This window comes from Pantoea sp. AG702, from assembly GCF_003182295.1.
GTDB lineage: Bacteria > Pseudomonadota > Gammaproteobacteria > Enterobacterales > Enterobacteriaceae > Pantoea > Pantoea ananatis.
Genome location: NZ_QGTU01000001.1, coordinates 841,796 through 858,059 on the forward strand (window position 1 = coordinate 841,796; position 16,264 = coordinate 858,059).

Sequence of the window (16,264 nt, forward strand, 5' to 3'; positions counted from 1 at the left end):
CATTCAGTGATGGAAAGGGTGATATTCAGGCCTCTTCTGTGAGGGCATCCGTGGGCACTGCTGAACCACAGGTGCCCGTCAGCTGCCTGAAGGTTCCCGCGTACCATCATGCTTAACCGACACTAAGCCATGAGTATTCATCAAAAATTAATGAAAAAATCCTAAAGCTTTTTCCCTTTTACCCGTTATAGAAGCTGGAATCCGGTTGGAAATCCTTAAAGAGACAATCGGAAACAAGGGCTTTTTACGTAAAGGGAATGCGATAAATATGAGCAAGTTATTAATAACGGGTACGTTGTCATTAGTCTTTCTGGTGGGATGCGCAGGTAAAAATAATGCTCAGGTCGTTAAGGCCGATAACGGCAGCACGCTGACTGTTGAGACGATTTATGCGCCAGTGGATATGAATAACAATCATTACTCAGACGTAAAACTGCGCGAAGTCACACCGGTGAGTACCGGTGCGGGTGTGGGCATGTCTGTGCTAACGGCAGTGTTAGGTGGGGGAATCAGCACCGGCTCCTTTGACAAAAACAGTTATAAAGGCACCTCTGTTGATGCGCTGCCCGAACCTACGGCGCACTATTTTACCCCAAAAGCCGTAGTGAAAATAAAAAGCTGGCTCGATAAAAATGGCAACGGATATGCTTATACACAGCCGCTGTTCATTGCCGCGGCGCAATGGTCACTGGTTTATAGCGATATGTCGGCCAATAACAGCAACTACGATTTAACCTACCGCGTGCTGTTCTATAAACGTCCGGAAGGCGGCAATATTCTCAGCGCCTATGTGGTATCAGAGTGTGCACCGAAACCGGCGACAGCACCGCTCAGTGACTGGAAGGCCAACAATTACGCTAAAGTGACCCAGGAAACGCAAAAGCTGATGGATGCCTGTGTTCTTGAGCTTGATAATCAACTGCCACGTTTATTGAAAAAATAAATGCCAGGCCTGCCTGCCGCTGTTACGTGGCAGGCAATGAGTGATCCAGGCCTGTGCCCTTTGTACAAAGAACGTCTAGCCCGTATGTTAATTTCTGCTGCCAGATAACCCTTTTGCATCAGCCTACTGACTGCACAGAAACAGGCTCGAATTGACGCAGAACCTCATAACGAAACAGATAAAAAAGAAGAAGCAAAGCCGTGACTCAAGGCGTACTGATCCAATTGTATTACCTCGGGTGATTCACGGTTGACCGCCTGAGTTGATAAGGTCGGCGGCAAGCCATAAAAAAACGGGCCAGCAATCTGACCCGTTCGCAACGTCTCAGCAATCTTAACGCTTCATATGGTAGTAAGCATCGTTCCAGCGCAGGGCATCCTTAAACGCAGGCAACTGGGTATGTTCGTCAATCACCAGCACCTCAATGCCGTGCATCTCACCGTACAGATACATATCATCCAGGCTCAGTGCCTGACTGAACACGGTATGGTGAGCGCCGCCCGCCAGGATCCAGGCTTCAGAGGCCGTTGCCAGCGATGGCTGAGCTTTCCACAGCGCACGGGCCACGGGCAGTTTTGGCAGAGGTTTGGGCTGCTCAATGGCGTCCACTACGTTCACCAGCAGACGGAAGCGGTCACCCATATCGATCACGCTGGCGTTGATGGCACGGCCTGCCGGTGTTGAGAAGATCAGTCGTGCCGGATCGGCTTTGTTGCCAATGCCCAGGAACTGAACGTCAATCAGCGGCTTCTCTTCCAGCGCGATGGACGGGCACACCTCCAGCATATGTGAACCCAGTACTAAATCGTTGCCCGGTGAGAAGTGGTAAGTGTAATCCTCCATAAAGGAGGTTCCGCCGGGACGATCGCCCGCCAGCACTTTGAAAATGCGCAGCAGGGCGGCCGTTTTCCAGTCGCCTTCGCCTGCAAAACCATAGCCCTGGCCCATCAGGCGCTGTACCGCCAGGCCGGGTAGCTGGGTCATGCCATGCAGCGTCTGGAAGTTGGTGGTGAATGCCATACAGCCTTCATCGTCCAGAAAACGCTTCAGGCCCAGCTCAATGCGCGCGGCATCCAGAACGTTTTGCCGCTTTTCACCGCCGACGGCGGCGACATCGGTAAAGCGGTACTGGCTCTCATACTCATCGACCAGTGCATTAACATCGCCATCGCTGACGCCGTTAATCACTTCGACCAAATCGCCCACGCCCCAGCCGTTAACGGCATAGCCAAATTTGATTTGTGCCGCGACCTTATCGCCTTCCGTTACGGCCACTTCACGCATGTTATCGCCGAAACGGGCCACTTTCAGGTGCTGACTGGCCTGTTTGGCCAGCGCGGCGCGCATCCAGTTGGCCACGCGCTGTTGGCTGTGTTTATCCTGCCAGTGGCCGGTCACCACGCTGTGCTGCAGGCCCATACGTGCGCCGATAAAGCCAAACTCACGACCGCCGTGAGCGGTCTGGTTCAGGTTCATGAAGTCCATGTCCATGCTGTCCCACGGAATTTCGGCATTAAACTGGGTATGAAACTGCAATAACGGTTTCGTTAATACGTTTAAACCGCCGATCCACATTTTGGCCGGCGAAAAAGTATGAAGCCAGGTAATGATGCCCACACAGTTTTGATCGTGACTGGCGTCACGGCACAGCGACAGCGCTTCATCTGGCGATTTCACCAGCGGTTTGAGTGCCAGGCGCACAGGCAATCCCGCCTGATTCAGACCTTCCACCACCTGACGGGCATTCTGCTCAACCTGACGTAACGTTTCCGCTCCGTAGAGGTGCTGTGTACCAATGACAAACCACACGTTGAACTGTTGCATAAACCACTCCTTTACTTAGCGGAAGCGGAACGTGCGGCATAATGAGGTTCTGCCGTCACGCACCATTGTTGATAGCGTTGATAAAGTTCCTGATAGCGCGCGACGCGCTGCGGATCGGGCTGCAGCGTGACGTCAATCGGGCTGGCCATCACGTTCTGTGCCTGCTCGACGTCGCGGTGAACACCGGCGGCCACGGCGGCGAAGATGGCGGCGCCCAGGGCGCAGCATTCATCTGAAGAGACGATATCCAGCGGGCGATTCATCACGTCGCAGCAGGCCTGCATAATGGCGGGAGACTTACGGGCAATGCCGCCCAGGGTCAAAATGTTCTCAACCGGAATATCCTGCTGCTCGAAGCACTCCATGATGGCGCGGGCGCCAAATGCGGTCGCCGCAATCAGGCCGCCAAACAGGGCAGGCGCATCGGTGCCGAGATTAAGATCGGTGATCACACCTTTAAGGCGCTGATTGGCGTTCGGTGTGCGGCGGCCATTGAACCAGTCCAGCACCACCGGCATATGATCCAATTGCGGATTGGCGGCCCAGGCGTCAGTCAGGTTTTTGATCAGCGACTTTTGCATCTCTGCCAGTTGCGGTTTTAGTTCAGGATGGTGCTGCGCCGCCTGCTGTAACGGCCAGCCGAGCAGACGACTGAACCAGGCATAAATATCGCCAAACGCCGACTGTCCGGCTTCCAGACCCATGGCGCCCGGCACCACGCTGCCATCGACCTGTCCGCAAATGCCTTTGATCGCGCGGTCGCCCACCTTCTCAGTATCCGCAATCAAAATGTCGCAGGTGGAGGTGCCAATCACTTTCACCAGCGTGTAGGGCCGTGCGCCTGCGCCCACTGCACCCATATGACAGTCAAAGGCACCGCCTGAAATCGTCACCTGCTGGGATAAGCCCAGGCGCTGTGACCACTCGGGACTCAACGTGCCCACCGGCAAATCCGCGGTCCAGGTGTCTTTAAACAGCGGGGAGTCAAGCTGCTGAGTAAGATGGGGATCGAGCGCATTCAGAAATTCCACATCCGGCAAGCCGTTCCAGTCGCCGTGCCACAGTGCTTTATGACCGGCGGCGCAGCGTCCACGGCGCAGTTTTTCTGGGGCAACGGTATCGCTGAGCAATGCCGGTACCCAGTCGCACAGTTCAACCCAGGAGACTGCGGCCTCGCGCACCGCTGCATCGTGACGCGTCACGTGAAGGATTTTTGCCCAAAACCATTCAGAAGAGTAAATGCCGCCAATGTAACGGCTGTAGTCGGTAAAGCGGCCGCTACGGCACAGCTGATTGATCTCTTCGGCTTCTTCAATTGCCGTATGATCTTTCCACAGCACAAACATCGCGTTCGGGTTTTCAGCAAATTCAGGCCGCAGCGCCAGAACCTTGCCGTCACGGTCAACAGGCGCGGGTGTGGAGCCGGTACTGTCAACGCCGATACCGACGACGGCAGCGCGTTGTTCTTCACTCAACGCATTTAACACCTCGAGCATCGCCTGCTCCATGGCATCAATATAGTCTTGTGGATGGTGACGGAAGCGGTTGCTGTGAGGATCGCTGTAAAGGCCTTGCTGCCAGCGTGCATAGTTTGCCACGGCACTTTGCAGCTCCTGACCAGAGTGACAATCCACCGCCAGCGCACGCACCGAATCACTACCAAAGTCCAGTCCCAGGGTGATGGCTTCAGTACGCATTTGAATCTCCTGTTATGAATAAACCTCCTTATCCTGTGATGTGTAAGAAATAACGGTTAGTCACGGCTGGCTGAGAATATGCACTTTTCTGCCATCAGCAGTGAAATTGTGATCCATTGCAAAAGTTAAGAGACGGTTAAATTCGCTGAATATATGGATCATTCTGTCGTGATTTTAAGATGTGATACCGCTCTACATTTTTCTTCTCCATTCCCGCTAAAAATAGGCCAACGTTTAAGCAGGCTACCATCGCGGCTCGCGCTAACGTCCTGATTTACTTCTGTACCCCTAAAAGAAAGTTAACTGGTAGCGTTTACACCAATTCGTTTTTAACAGCGATAAAACAACTAGCGCCGGAGAGCATCATGCATAAATTCACTAAAGCGTTGGCAGCCATTGGGCTGGCAGCGGTTATGTCACAATCAGCTATCGCCGAGACCATGAAGCTGGGTTTTCTGGTCAAGCAACCCGAGGAGCCGTGGTTCCAGACGGAATGGAAATTTGCCGATAAGGCCGGAAAAGATCTGGGCTTCGAGGTCATCAAAATTGCCGTTCCGGACGGTGAAAAAACCCTCAATGCGATAGACAGCCTTGCGGCAAGCGGCGCGAAAGGTTTTGTTATCTGTACACCGGATCCCAAGCTGGGCTCGGCCATTATGGCAAAAGCACGGGGCTACGGACTGAAAGTGATTGCGGTGGATGACCAGTTCGTCAACGCCAAAGGCAAACCCATGGATAGCGTGCCGTTAGTGATGATGGCGGCGACCAAGATAGGTGAGCGTCAGGGTCAGGAACTCTATAAAGAAATGCAAAAACGCGGCTGGGACGCAAAAGACACGGCGGTGATGGCGATTACGGCGAACGAGCTGGATACCGCCCGTCGTCGTACCGGGGGGGCGATGGATGCGCTAAAAGCCGCAGGATTCCCGGAAAAACAGATCTACCAGGTGCCTACCAAGTCCAATGATATCCCTGGTGCATTCGATGCGGGTAACTCTCTGCTGGTTCAGCACCCGGAAGTGAAACACTGGTTGATTGTCGGCATGAACGACAACACCGTGCTGGGCGGCGTGCGCGCAACCGAAGGACAGGGCTTTAAAGCCGCTGACGTCATCGGTATCGGTATTAACGGTGTGGATGCGGTGAGTGAACTGTCGAAGGCCAACGCAACCGGCTTCTATGGATCTCTGCTGCCAAGCCCGGATATCCACGGTTATAAGAGCAGCCAGATGCTCTACAACTGGGTGAGCAAAGGTCAGGAACCGCCGAAATTCACTGAAGTCACCGACGTGGTGTTAATCACCCGCGACAACTTTAAAGCCGAGCTGGCGAAGAAAGGGTTGATGTAACAACAGGCTGCTGAGGCAGCACAGGTAAAGTCATTATCGGGCCACAGAGAAAGCAGGGGTTTTACAGCGTTACCCAATGGGGTAACAGGATAAATCCTTAACTGCCGGTGGCCCGAATCATCAACGCCATTTTTTGGAGAAACCATGAACACTGATTCAGCCTTTCTGTCGTTTCATGGCATCAGTAAAACCTTTCCCGGCGTCAAAGCGTTACAGGACATCTCTTTTGAGTGCCACGGTGGTCAGGTGCATGCGCTGATGGGAGAAAACGGTGCCGGTAAATCGACACTGCTTAAAATCCTCAGTGGTAGCTATCTGCCGAGCGGCGGTGAAATTCGTATCAAAGGAAAGCCGGTTAATTTTCAGCACACCACTGACGCGCTGGACGCGGGCGTGGCGATTATCTACCAGGAACTGCATTTAGTCCCCGAAATGAGCGTGGCAGAAAATATTTATCTCGGTCAGTTGCCGCACAAGCGCGGGCTGGTCAACCGAAAACTGCTGCGTTACGAAGCCGGACTGCAACTGAAAAACTTAGGCATGGACGTTGATCCCGACATGCCGCTGAAATACCTGTCTCTGGGGCAATGGCAGATGGTGGAAATTGCCAAAGCGCTGGCGCGCAATGCGCGCATCATCGCGTTTGATGAGCCCACCAGTTCACTGTCTGCACGGGAAATCGATAACCTGTTCCGGGTTATCCGTCAGCTGCGGGCAGAAGGGCGCGTGGTGCTCTACGTTTCGCATCGTATGGAAGAGATCTTTGCCCTCAGCGACGCCATCACCGTTTTTAAAGATGGCCGCTATGTTCGAACCTTTACCGACATGGCCAACACGCATCACGACGATCTGGTTCAGGCGATGGTCGGGCGTAATCTGGGCGACATTTATGGGTATTCGCCGCGTGAAAAAGGCGCCGTGCGGCTCGAACTGCAAAATGTGGAAGCGAAGGGCGTCAGAACGCCGATTTCGCTCAATGTGCACGCGGGCGAAATTGTCGGCTTATTTGGCCTCGTTGGCGCAGGGCGCAGCGAGCTGCTGAAAGGGCTGTTTGGCGCAACGCGACTGCGTGGCGGTCAGGTGCTGCTGGATGGCAAACCGCTGAAGCTCAGTGCCCCAATCGATGCTATCCGTGCTGGCGTGATGCTCTGCCCGGAAGATCGCAAAGCCGAAGGCATCATTCCGGTACATTCGGTCCGCGACAATATCAACATCAGCGCCCGTCGCCATAACCTGACCGCCGGATGCCTGATTAAAAACGGCTGGGAAGCCACGAACGCTGACCGTCATATTCGTTCGCTCAACATCAAAACACCGAGTGCCGATCAGCTGATCATGAACCTCTCTGGCGGCAACCAGCAAAAAGCCATTCTGGGGCGCTGGTTGTCAGAGGAGATGAAAGTGATCCTGCTGGATGAGCCCACGCGCGGCATTGACGTTGGGGCCAAGCACGAAATTTATAACCTGATTTATGCGCTGGCAAACAAGGGCATTGCGGTGCTGTTTGCTTCCAGCGATCTTCCGGAAGTGATGGGCCTTGCTGACCGCATTGTGGTCATGCGTGAAGGGGCTATCGCCGGAGAAATACTGCATGACGAGGCTACGGAGCAGCAGACGCTGAGCCTGGCTATGCCTAAAACGACACAAGCGGCCGCCGTGGCCTGACAGGAGAGTACCGTGACTTCATCCACGACATCTAATACGCCGCCAGCAGCGCCACGCCGTGGTCTGCATTTTGGTCGCATCTGGGACAATTTCGGCATGCTGGTGGTCTTTGCACTGCTGTTTATTGCCTGTGCTGTGTTTGTGCCCAACTTCGGCTCCTTTATCAATATGAAAGGCCTGGGGCTGGCCATGTCGATGTCCGGCATGGTCGCCTGCGGCATGCTGTTCTGTCTGGCATCCGGCGATTTCGATCTCTCGGTTGCCTCCGTTATCGCCTGTGCAGGCGTAGTAACGGCGGTGGTCATTAACATGACCGAAAGCCTGTGGATTGGCGTGGGGGCCGGGCTGCTGCTTGGAATGGCGACCGGCTTTATCAACGGTTTCGTGATTGCACGACTGAAGATTAACGCCCTGATTACGACCCTGGCGACAATGCAGATCGTGCGTGGTCTGGCCTACATTTTCTCCGATGGCAAAGCGGTCGGCATCGAAGACGAGCGCTTCTTTGTGCTGGGCTTCGCCAACTGGCTGGGCGTGCCTGCCCCCATCTGGATCACCCTGGCCACCATGGTGATTTTTGCCTTCCTGCTGAATAAAACCACGTTTGGACGCAACACGCTGGCTATCGGCGGCAATGAAGAAGCCGCGCGACTGGCAGGCGTACCGGTAGTGCGGACTCGTATCATTATTTTTATCCTTTCAGGTCTGGTTTCCGCCGCGGCGGGCATCATTCTGGCGTCCCGTATGACCAGCGGACAGCCGATGACCTCCATCGGTTATGAGCTGGTGGTCATTTCTGCCTGCGTCCTGGGCGGCGTATCCCTTAAGGGCGGAATCGGTAAAATTTCCTACGTGGTGGCGGGCGTGCTTATTCTTGGCACCGTCGAGAATGCGATGAATTTGTTAAATATCTCGCCATTCTCACAGTATGTTGTGCGTGGTTTGATACTGTTAGCCGCGGTGATATTTGACCGCTACAAACAAAAAAATAAAGTCTGATTTGGCGTGAAACCTTCCCGCGGACGCGAAAGGCGTCCGCGGGTGATCACTCAACGACGAAGTGAGGACATTATGTATCACCGTGAATTACCGGCAGAGCAGCAAAATCCCCTGCTGCCCGGATACGCGTTTAATGCCTGGCTGGTGGCGGGGTTAACGCCTATCACCGCGGATGGTCCGCTGGATTTCTTTATCGATCGCCCGCACGGCATGAAGGGCTATATTCTTAACCTGACCATCAAAGGCAAAGGCCGGGTATTCGATGGCGAAAAAGCCTTTGATTGTGAACCCGGTGAAATGCTGCTGTTTCAGCCGAAAACCGCCCACTATTACGGTCGTGCCCCCGACAGCCCGCAGTGGTTTCACCGCTGGGTCTATTTCCGGCCGCGCGCTTACTGGCATGACTGGCTGCGCTGGCAGGATGAGCAGGAAGGTGTAGGGCGCCTGCGGTTGCCCGAATCCCTGCGTGGCGAATTCGATCGCCTGTTTGCCACCATTGAACAAACCCATAACTCCTCACGCCGCTTTGCCGAAGAACTGGCGATGAATTTGCTGGAGCGCCTGTTGCTGCGTGCGGTGGAGGAAGATCCGCGGAATCACCAGCAAATTCGCGATCCGCGCATCATCGAAGCCTGCCAGTATGTGAACAATCATCTCGCCAGCGAGGTGAAAATTGAAGAAGTGGCTCGCCACGTCTGCTTATCGCCTTCGCGGCTGGCGCACCTGTTCCGTGAGCAGATGGGCGTGAATTTGCTTCGCTGGCGTGAAGATCAGCGGGTGATACGGGCCAAGTTGCTGCTGCAGACCACGCAGGAGCCGATTGCCAGCATTGGTCGCGAAGTGGGCTATGACGATCAGCTTTATTTCTCGCGCGTCTTCCGTAAACGTGTGGGCGTCAGCCCCAGTGATTTTCGTCGACGTAATCAGGACGTGCACGATAATTTAGCCAGTCAGCACGCCTGGACGGTCGCCCGCAGCACAGTCTCCTGATTTTAAGGGGAATCCTCCTTGTCCTGACGAGACTATTAGTCTTAAATCAGTCTGGTTAGCGAATAGAGAGGAAAAGGAATGAGCGAGAAACTGCGAGTTGGACTCATTGGATATGGCTTTGCCAGTAAAACATTTCATGCCCCGCTGATTGCGGGAACGCCGGATGTTGAGCTGGCAGCCATTTCCAGCAGCGATGCCAGCAAAGTCAATGCCGACTGGCCCTCCATAAAGGTGGTGGCCGATCCTCAGGCGCTGTTGGACGATCCCACCCTACAACTGATTGTCATCCCCACCCCCAACGATACGCATTTTCCCCTGGCCAAAGCGGCACTGAATGCGGGCAAGCACGTGGTCGTTGATAAGCCCTTTACCGTGACGTTGTCACAGGCGCGCGAGCTGGATGCGCTAGCCAAAGCCAAAGGGTTGTTGCTGTCTGTGTTCCACAACCGCCGCTGGGACAGCGATTTCCTGACGCTAAAAGCCTTACTTGCCGAGGGCGAGCTGGGGGAGGTGCGCTATTTTGAATCGCACTTTGACCGCTTCCGGCTGGAGGTTCGCCAACGCTGGCGTGAAATGAAAGGGCCGGGCAGCGGCATCTGGTTCGATTTAGGCCCGCATCTGTTGGACCAGGCGCTGCAGCTGTTTGGACCACCGGTGGCGATCAATGTGGATTTAGCTGAACTGCGTCCCGGCGCACAAACGACCGACTACTTCCACGCCACGTTAACCTATCCGCAGCGACGCGTGGTACTCCATGCCAGCATGTTAGCGGCGGCAGAGTCACCGCGCTATACGGTTCACGGTACGCGAGGCAGCTACGTGAAATACGGTCTGGACCCGCAGGAAGATCGTCTTAAAGCCGGTGATTTTCCGCCGAGCGAAGAGTGGGGCTACGATATGCGCGATGGCACGCTGACGCAGGTTGAGGGTGATAGCATGACCGAGAAAACCTGCCTGACACAGCCCGGCAACTATCCGGCCTACTATGCGGGGATCCGTGATGCCATTAACGGACGAGGCGCGAACCCGGTCACTGCTGAAGAGGCAATTCAGGTGATGGAGCTGATTGAGCGAGGGCTACAGTCTGCAGAAAAACGCCAGACGGTGTCTTTAAAATAGTCAATACGCAAAAAAAAGGCCGCTGAATCAGCGGCCTTGTTGTTTACTGCACCTTCGCCCGAATGGCCGCTTTTTCCGCCTCATTCAGGAAGGCAATCGTCAGGCCATTTTCCTGGGCCTGTCGCATCTGAGCCTGGCTTAACCCTGCCGCCGGGGCGGCATGCAGGTATTCATGGGCCAGCTCAATGCCTTGTACCGCAGGATCGTCGGTGTTAATCGTAGCCAGAACGCCGTGCTCCAGGAAGACTTTCAGTGGGTGCTGGGCCAGCGAGGACACGGTACTGGTTTGAATATTGGAGGTCAGGCAGGATTCGATGCCGATCGCGTGTTCCGCCAGGTAATCCATCAGTGCGCGATCTTCAATCGCTTTCACACCGTGACCGATACGTTCAGCGCCTAATTCACGAATGGCCTGCCAGATGCTTTCCGGGCCTGCTGCTTCACCAGCATGAACCGTAATGCGGAAACCGGCATCACGCGCGCGGGCAAAGTGGCTGAGGAATTGACTCCCCGGCGCACCCAGCTCGTCACCGGCTAAGTCGACGGCGGTGATATGGTCGCGGAAGGCCAGTAAACCGTTGAGCTCATCCAGACAGGCCTGTTCGCCAAACGTACGGCTCATGATGCCGGTTAAACGCACGTCGATATCATGCTGCTGGCATCCGGCTTTTATGCCATCAATGACCGCCTCGACCACGCCTGCAATCGGCAGATTATGGGTCATCGCCATGTAGCCCGGCGAGAAACGCAGCTCGGTGTAATGAATGCCTGCTCTGGCGGCATCTTCCACGTTCTCCCGCGCCACGCGCTGGCAGGCGTCAAGATCGCCCAGCACTTTTACGCCCCAGTCCAGCTTTTGCAGAAAGCTCACCAGATCCGGCTGTGTTTCGGTTACCTGCACATGCGGGCGCAGGGCTTCAAGCGTAGTGGCGGGCAACGACAGGTTAAACTGGCGGCCTAAATCAAGAATGGTTTGTGCACGGATGTTGCCATCAAGGTGGCGATGAATGTCGGTAAGCGGAAGTTTTGAATCAATCATGGAGTGCACTCGTCCGGGTATCTGTAAAGTGCAGAGCATTATAAAAATATCTTGCGCAACAACGCCAGCAATTTGCGCAACAAGTGAGTCAGGTGCTGATAAATTGCGCAAAGTTGCGTGATGGGCACTGAATGAATTTACCAGCAGCGGCACACCCGCCAGGCATTGGAATAAAAAAAGGCGGCCAAAGGCCGCCTGATTCCAGAAGATAACGCTTACTCTGGCATGCCTTCGTTGGTTGGCACGCCCAGCATGTAACGCGACATAAACTGTTCCAGCGTCATTTTGTCGCCGTTCATATTTACCTGGCCGTTAGCATACTGCAGGCTGGTGACGATATTGTTGTCCTGGGTTTGTGTCAGACGGAACATCTGTCCCATCGCTGCCAGACCTTTGACCTGCTGATCCGCCAGCTTCTGCGCGTCGTCCGCCTGATAGCCCTCAGCCAGGCCAATATGGCGCATGGTTTCGGTTGCCATTGGCATATTCACAGAGAGTTTTAAATCCAGCGTTTTCAGCACGCGATCAACCGATGCGGCCAGCGTCTGCGGCTCGCCCGTTACCGTCGACGGATCGTTAAAATTAACGTTCAGATTAAAGGTGCTTTCGCCTTTATCGTTCTTCCAGCTCAGCGGTGCAACGCTAACGGTAGGCGCACCTTTTAACAGGGTAGGCAGATTATTCAGCAGAATGGCACGAACACCGTTCTGGAAACGAACCGGATCATCTTCCACGCCCGGCTGATTCATCAGCGTGGTCAGCTGTGCGTTGTAGTTGTCAGAGAAGGTTTTTACGCTTTGCGCATCGAACTGAGACAGCTTCATTTTTAATGCGAACTGGCCCAGATTTTGTTTCTGCACTTCCACGCCATCAATTTTATAGTTGATGTCGCCACTGATTTTGCCCGCTTTATTATCAAAAGCAGAATCACCGACCATCTTATTCAGGATCACCGCATCCTGTCCGTTAACGGCGGCAGCCAGTTTATCCACGCTGATTGACTGATCGCCAATGCGAACGCCTTCGCTGGTCAGGTGCGTATCGGCTTTAAGCTTCAGTCCGTTTAACGTAAACATGACCGGCTGATCGACCTGGTTTTTGCTGGTGATCGCAATACTGTCGATGTCGCTGCCCAGCGAAACTTTATCGCCTTTGTTATCTGCGCTGATATTCACCGTGCCGCCGCTGGTGGCCGCGCGCTGCGCCGTTTGTGCATTTTGATAATCGATGGGCAGAATATTTACCGCGGTATCGGTGCTTCCACTGTATCCCACGCGCGTTTCAGCATTGATAAACGACTGGTTGTTGGTCAGCTCAAACAGTTTTTTTACCGCATCGGTGTTTGCCAGCGTGGTGTGAACAGAGGCCATGCTGGGAATGAGGTTGAATTTTTTCAGCTGGGCAAACGGGAAAGGACCGTGATCGATCTGTTCATTCAGAATGATGCTCTGGCCGGGTTTTAGCAGCGGGTTGTCTTCCGTCTGCGAGCTCGCCTGGATAACCACATTCATTTTACTGCTGAAAATGCCGCGTTGATAATCCTGATAGCTCACTTTAAGACGACTGTTCGGGGCCATCGCCGTTAACTGGGCATTGGCGTTCTGGATCATCTGATCCATATTGCTTTCCAGCTTTTTGCCGGTAAACCATGCCGCACCTGTCCAGACTACGCCCAGAGCAACTACCACACCAACGGCAACTTGAGTCTTTTTCATTGCTGAATCGTCCTTATCCTTGATTTCACCCGCCTGACAGACCGCGCCAAACGGCGGATGAAAAAGCGCCCACAGGCATTTTTAGCTAATAGATTGAAATAATAGCAGTTAAGCGCGGTGACGTCAGCCGTCTCAGCTTAACTCATTAAATACGCGTGCAACACGGCCGTGACCTGCAATGATCAGAGACGGATCGCTGGCTGCCACGAAACAGGATTCGCCAGGTTTGAGCACCAGCTGCTGCTGACCACAGACGAGCGTCGCCTCGCCTTCAACGCAAAACAGCAACGCAGCGCTGTCCTGATGGACAGAAAGCGGCTTATCAGTAAGCGCATGAATAGAGAACGAAAAATCCTCCACGGGTACGGGGAAATGCAGGCTGTTTTCGTGCTGCTCGGGTTGCGTGAGCAGTTGACTGGCCGGCTTTTCTTTAAATGCAAGGTTGGCCATCAATTCTGGGATATCGATATATTTCGGCGTCAGGCCCGCGCGCAACACGTTATCAGAGTTGGCCATGACTTCCAGCGCGACGCCGTGCAGGTAGGCGTGCGGGGTTTCGGCAAACAGGAACATGGCTTCGCCGGGTTGCAGCGTGATCACGTTAAGCAGCAGCGGTGAAAACAGGCCGCTGTCTTGCGGATACACTTCCGCAATGTCGTTGATAGTCTGCCATGGCTCGCCATGATGCTGCTGTGCGGCGGTCATCAGTACGCGCAGCGCCTGCGTTTTTTCATCATCCTCAAGGGAAAGCAGGGTGGAAAACAGCTGGGCAAGATTCGCCAAAGTGGGCTGGCGCAGGAACTGGGCGATCTGCGGGTGTGCCTCGGCAACCGGCTCCAGCAGCGAAACCATTTCGTTAAGTTCGCGAAAGCCGTTGATGGCTTTGAAGGGCGTCAGCGCATAGACCAGTTCGGGCTTGTGATTAGCGTCTTTATAATTGCGTTCTGCGGAATTGAGAGGGACTGACGCGGCATTTTCACGCGCAAACCCCTCTTCGGCAGCGCGTTTGCAGGGATGCACCTGAATGGACAGCGGCTGATCGGCACAAAGCACTTTAAACAAAAAAGGCAGCTCGCCAAAGCGCTTCGCCACGGCATCGCCCAGCATCTGCTGCGGATTGGCCGCAATCACATCACGTAACGAACGGGGCTTGCCATGTTCTTCCACAGTCGATGGGCTTTTAGGGTGCGCACCCATCCACAATTCAGCCATCGGTAACTGCTTTGGATTGGCTATGCCATACAGCGAGGTTAAAGCGGTTTTACTGCCCCATGCATAATTTTGCAGGGAGTTAATCATTTTTTTCATTTTTTTAATTGCCTTACTGGCGGAAAAAGACTGCGCTTATTAAACCAGAAACCGCCATGGAAAATACATATCCCGCGCAAGAAGGATGCTAAGCTCGGAGGATGTTAAAAAATTGTGTAAGTTTAACCGCGTCAGACAGGGGCTAATCGACAACCGATGACGCTAAGTCTTATCTAAAACTGTGCTAAGGAGAAAATCATGGCAGCCAATCGCGTTGAAAAAGATTCAATGGGGCCAATTGATGTACCGGCTGAGAAACTTTGGGGCGCTCAGACACAGCGCTCACTGGAGCACTTCCGCATCTCGACAGAAAAAATGCCTGTCGCGCTGGTTCATGCGCTGGCAATGACCAAGCGCGCCGCCGCGAGCGTTAACCGGGATCTGGGCTTATTACCGGCCGAGCGGGCGGAAGCGATCGTGAACGCCGCCGATGAGGTGTTAGCGGACAAGCACAGTGACGAATTCCCCCTGGCAATCTGGCAGACCGGTTCAGGTACCCAGACCAACATGAACATGAATGAAGTGTTGGCTAACCGGGCCAGTGAGCTGCTCGGCGGAGAGCGCGGTATGTCGCGCCTCGTGCATCCTAACGACGATGTTAACAAGAGCCAGAGTTCGAATGATGTGTTTCCCACCGCCATGCACGTGGCGGCCGTCATTGCGGTGCGTGAACATCTGATCCCACAGCTGAACGTGCTTAAACAAACGCTGAGCGCCAAATCTGAGGCGTTTAAAGACATCGTTAAAATTGGCCGCACCCATCTCCAGGACGCCACGCCGTTAACACTGGGACAGGAAATCTCGGGCTGGGTTGCCATGCTTGAGCATAACCTCAGGCACATCGAACAGAGCATTCCGCACCTTGGAGAACTGGCGCTGGGTGGAACGGCGGTAGGAACCGGGTTGAATACGCATCCTGAATATGCCGTTCGCGTGGCTAAAGCACTGGCCGACCTGACCGGACAACCCTTTGTGACCGCGCCCAACAAATTTGAAGCGCTGGCAACCTGCGATGCGCTGGTGCATGCGCACGGCGCACTTAAAGGGCTGGCGGCGTCGTTGATGAAGATTGCCAACGACGTGCGCTGGCTGTCATCGGGCCCACGTTGTGGTATCGGTGAAATCGCTATTCCGGAAAATGAACCGGGCAGCTCCATTATGCCGGGCAAAGTGAATCCAACCCAGTGTGAAGCCCTGACAATGTTGTGCTGCCAGGTGATGGGAAATGATGTAGCGATTAACATGGGCGGTGCGTCAGGCAACTTCGAGCTGAACGTTTATCGTCCGATGATTATTCATAACTTCCTGCAATCGGTTCGTTTACTGGCCGACGGCATGGACAGCTTTAACCACCATTGCGCGACCGGTATTGAGCCGGTGCGTGAGCGAATTGAACAGTTACTCAACGAATCGCTCATGCTGGTTACCGCGTTAAATACCCACATCGGTTATGACAAAGCGGCGGAAATTGCCAAGCAGGCTCACAAGCAAGGCTTAACGCTTAAAGCCTCGGCGCTGAAACTGGGTTATCTGACTGAAGACGAGTTTGATGCCTGGGTTCGCCCGGAAGAGATGGTTGGCAGCATGAAGCAGTGAGTCAGGCACGTCAGGGCCTT

The 16,264-nt window shown here is 54.2% G+C and carries 12 protein-coding genes; 7 read left to right on the forward strand and 5 right to left on the reverse strand.

All coding sequences use genetic code 11. From position 1 onward, the window contains the following. The first annotated feature begins 205 nt into the window (after nt 1–205). A complete protein-coding gene (locus tag DFO57_RS04085; RefSeq protein WP_014605895.1) occupies nt 206–943 on the forward strand; it encodes a hypothetical protein in 738 nt (245 codons plus the stop codon). Nucleotides 944–1,276: 333 nt separating this feature from the next. On the opposite strand, the gene araA is transcribed toward DFO57_RS04085, so the two are convergent. Then, nucleotides 1,277–2,767: an L-arabinose isomerase gene (gene araA / locus DFO57_RS04090; protein ID WP_014593649.1), complete on the reverse strand. Its 1,491-nt coding sequence runs from the start codon at nt 2,765–2,767 to the stop codon at nt 1,277–1,279. Between the two features lie 11 nt (nt 2,768–2,778). Next, nucleotides 2,779–4,464 carry a ribulokinase gene (locus DFO57_RS04095; protein ID WP_015700357.1) on the reverse strand — a complete coding sequence of 562 codons (1,686 nt, stop codon included), beginning with the start codon at nt 4,462–4,464 and terminating at the stop codon, nt 2,779–2,781. A gap of 365 nt (nt 4,465–4,829) precedes the next feature. Between DFO57_RS04095 and DFO57_RS04100 the strand changes: the two genes are divergently transcribed. The 5 genes from DFO57_RS04100 to DFO57_RS04120 all read left to right on the forward strand — a co-directional run bounded on the left by DFO57_RS04100 (nt 4,830) and on the right by DFO57_RS04120 (nt 10,586). Next, a complete protein-coding gene (locus DFO57_RS04100) occupies nt 4,830–5,813 on the forward strand; it encodes an arabinose ABC transporter substrate-binding protein (protein ID WP_110015098.1) in 984 nt (327 codons plus the stop codon). 144 nt (nt 5,814–5,957) lie between these two features. After that, complete coding sequence (gene araG, locus DFO57_RS04105; RefSeq protein ID WP_024471580.1) at nt 5,958–7,478, forward strand: L-arabinose ABC transporter ATP-binding protein AraG; 1,521 nt, start codon at nt 5,958–5,960, stop codon at nt 7,476–7,478. A 12-nt stretch (nt 7,479–7,490) separates the two neighbouring features. Next, nucleotides 7,491–8,477: an L-arabinose ABC transporter permease AraH gene (gene araH, locus DFO57_RS04110; RefSeq protein WP_013025704.1), complete on the forward strand. Its 987-nt coding sequence runs from the start codon at nt 7,491–7,493 to the stop codon at nt 8,475–8,477. A gap of 72 nt (nt 8,478–8,549) precedes the next feature. Continuing rightward, a complete protein-coding gene (gene araC, locus DFO57_RS04115; RefSeq protein ID WP_014593654.1) occupies nt 8,550–9,467 on the forward strand; it encodes an arabinose operon transcriptional regulator AraC in 918 nt (305 codons plus the stop codon). Nucleotides 9,468–9,545: 78 nt separating this feature from the next. After that, nucleotides 9,546–10,586: an oxidoreductase gene (locus DFO57_RS04120; RefSeq protein ID WP_104933360.1), complete on the forward strand. Its 1,041-nt coding sequence runs from the start codon at nt 9,546–9,548 to the stop codon at nt 10,584–10,586. A 43-nt stretch (nt 10,587–10,629) separates the two neighbouring features. Here DFO57_RS04120 and add read toward each other — a convergent pair whose 3' ends face one another. From add to manA, 3 genes are all read right to left on the reverse strand, one after another. Beyond that, on the reverse strand, nt 10,630–11,625 hold the full coding sequence (gene add / locus DFO57_RS04125) for an adenosine deaminase (RefSeq protein ID WP_028715104.1): 996 nt from the start codon (nt 11,623–11,625) through the stop codon (nt 10,630–10,632). A gap of 215 nt (nt 11,626–11,840) precedes the next feature. Next, nucleotides 11,841–13,340, reverse strand: coding sequence for a YdgA family protein (locus DFO57_RS04130; RefSeq protein WP_110015099.1), 1,500 nt, complete (start codon nt 13,338–13,340; stop codon nt 11,841–11,843). A gap of 132 nt (nt 13,341–13,472) precedes the next feature. Further along, nucleotides 13,473–14,648, reverse strand: coding sequence for a mannose-6-phosphate isomerase (gene manA, locus DFO57_RS04135; protein ID WP_110015100.1), 1,176 nt, complete (start codon nt 14,646–14,648; stop codon nt 13,473–13,475). A gap of 198 nt (nt 14,649–14,846) precedes the next feature. On the opposite strand from manA, the gene fumC reads away from it, so the two are divergent. Continuing rightward, nucleotides 14,847–16,244: a class II fumarate hydratase gene (fumC, locus tag DFO57_RS04140; protein ID WP_013025710.1), complete on the forward strand. Its 1,398-nt coding sequence runs from the start codon at nt 14,847–14,849 to the stop codon at nt 16,242–16,244. Nucleotides 16,245–16,264: the final 20 nt, after the last annotated feature.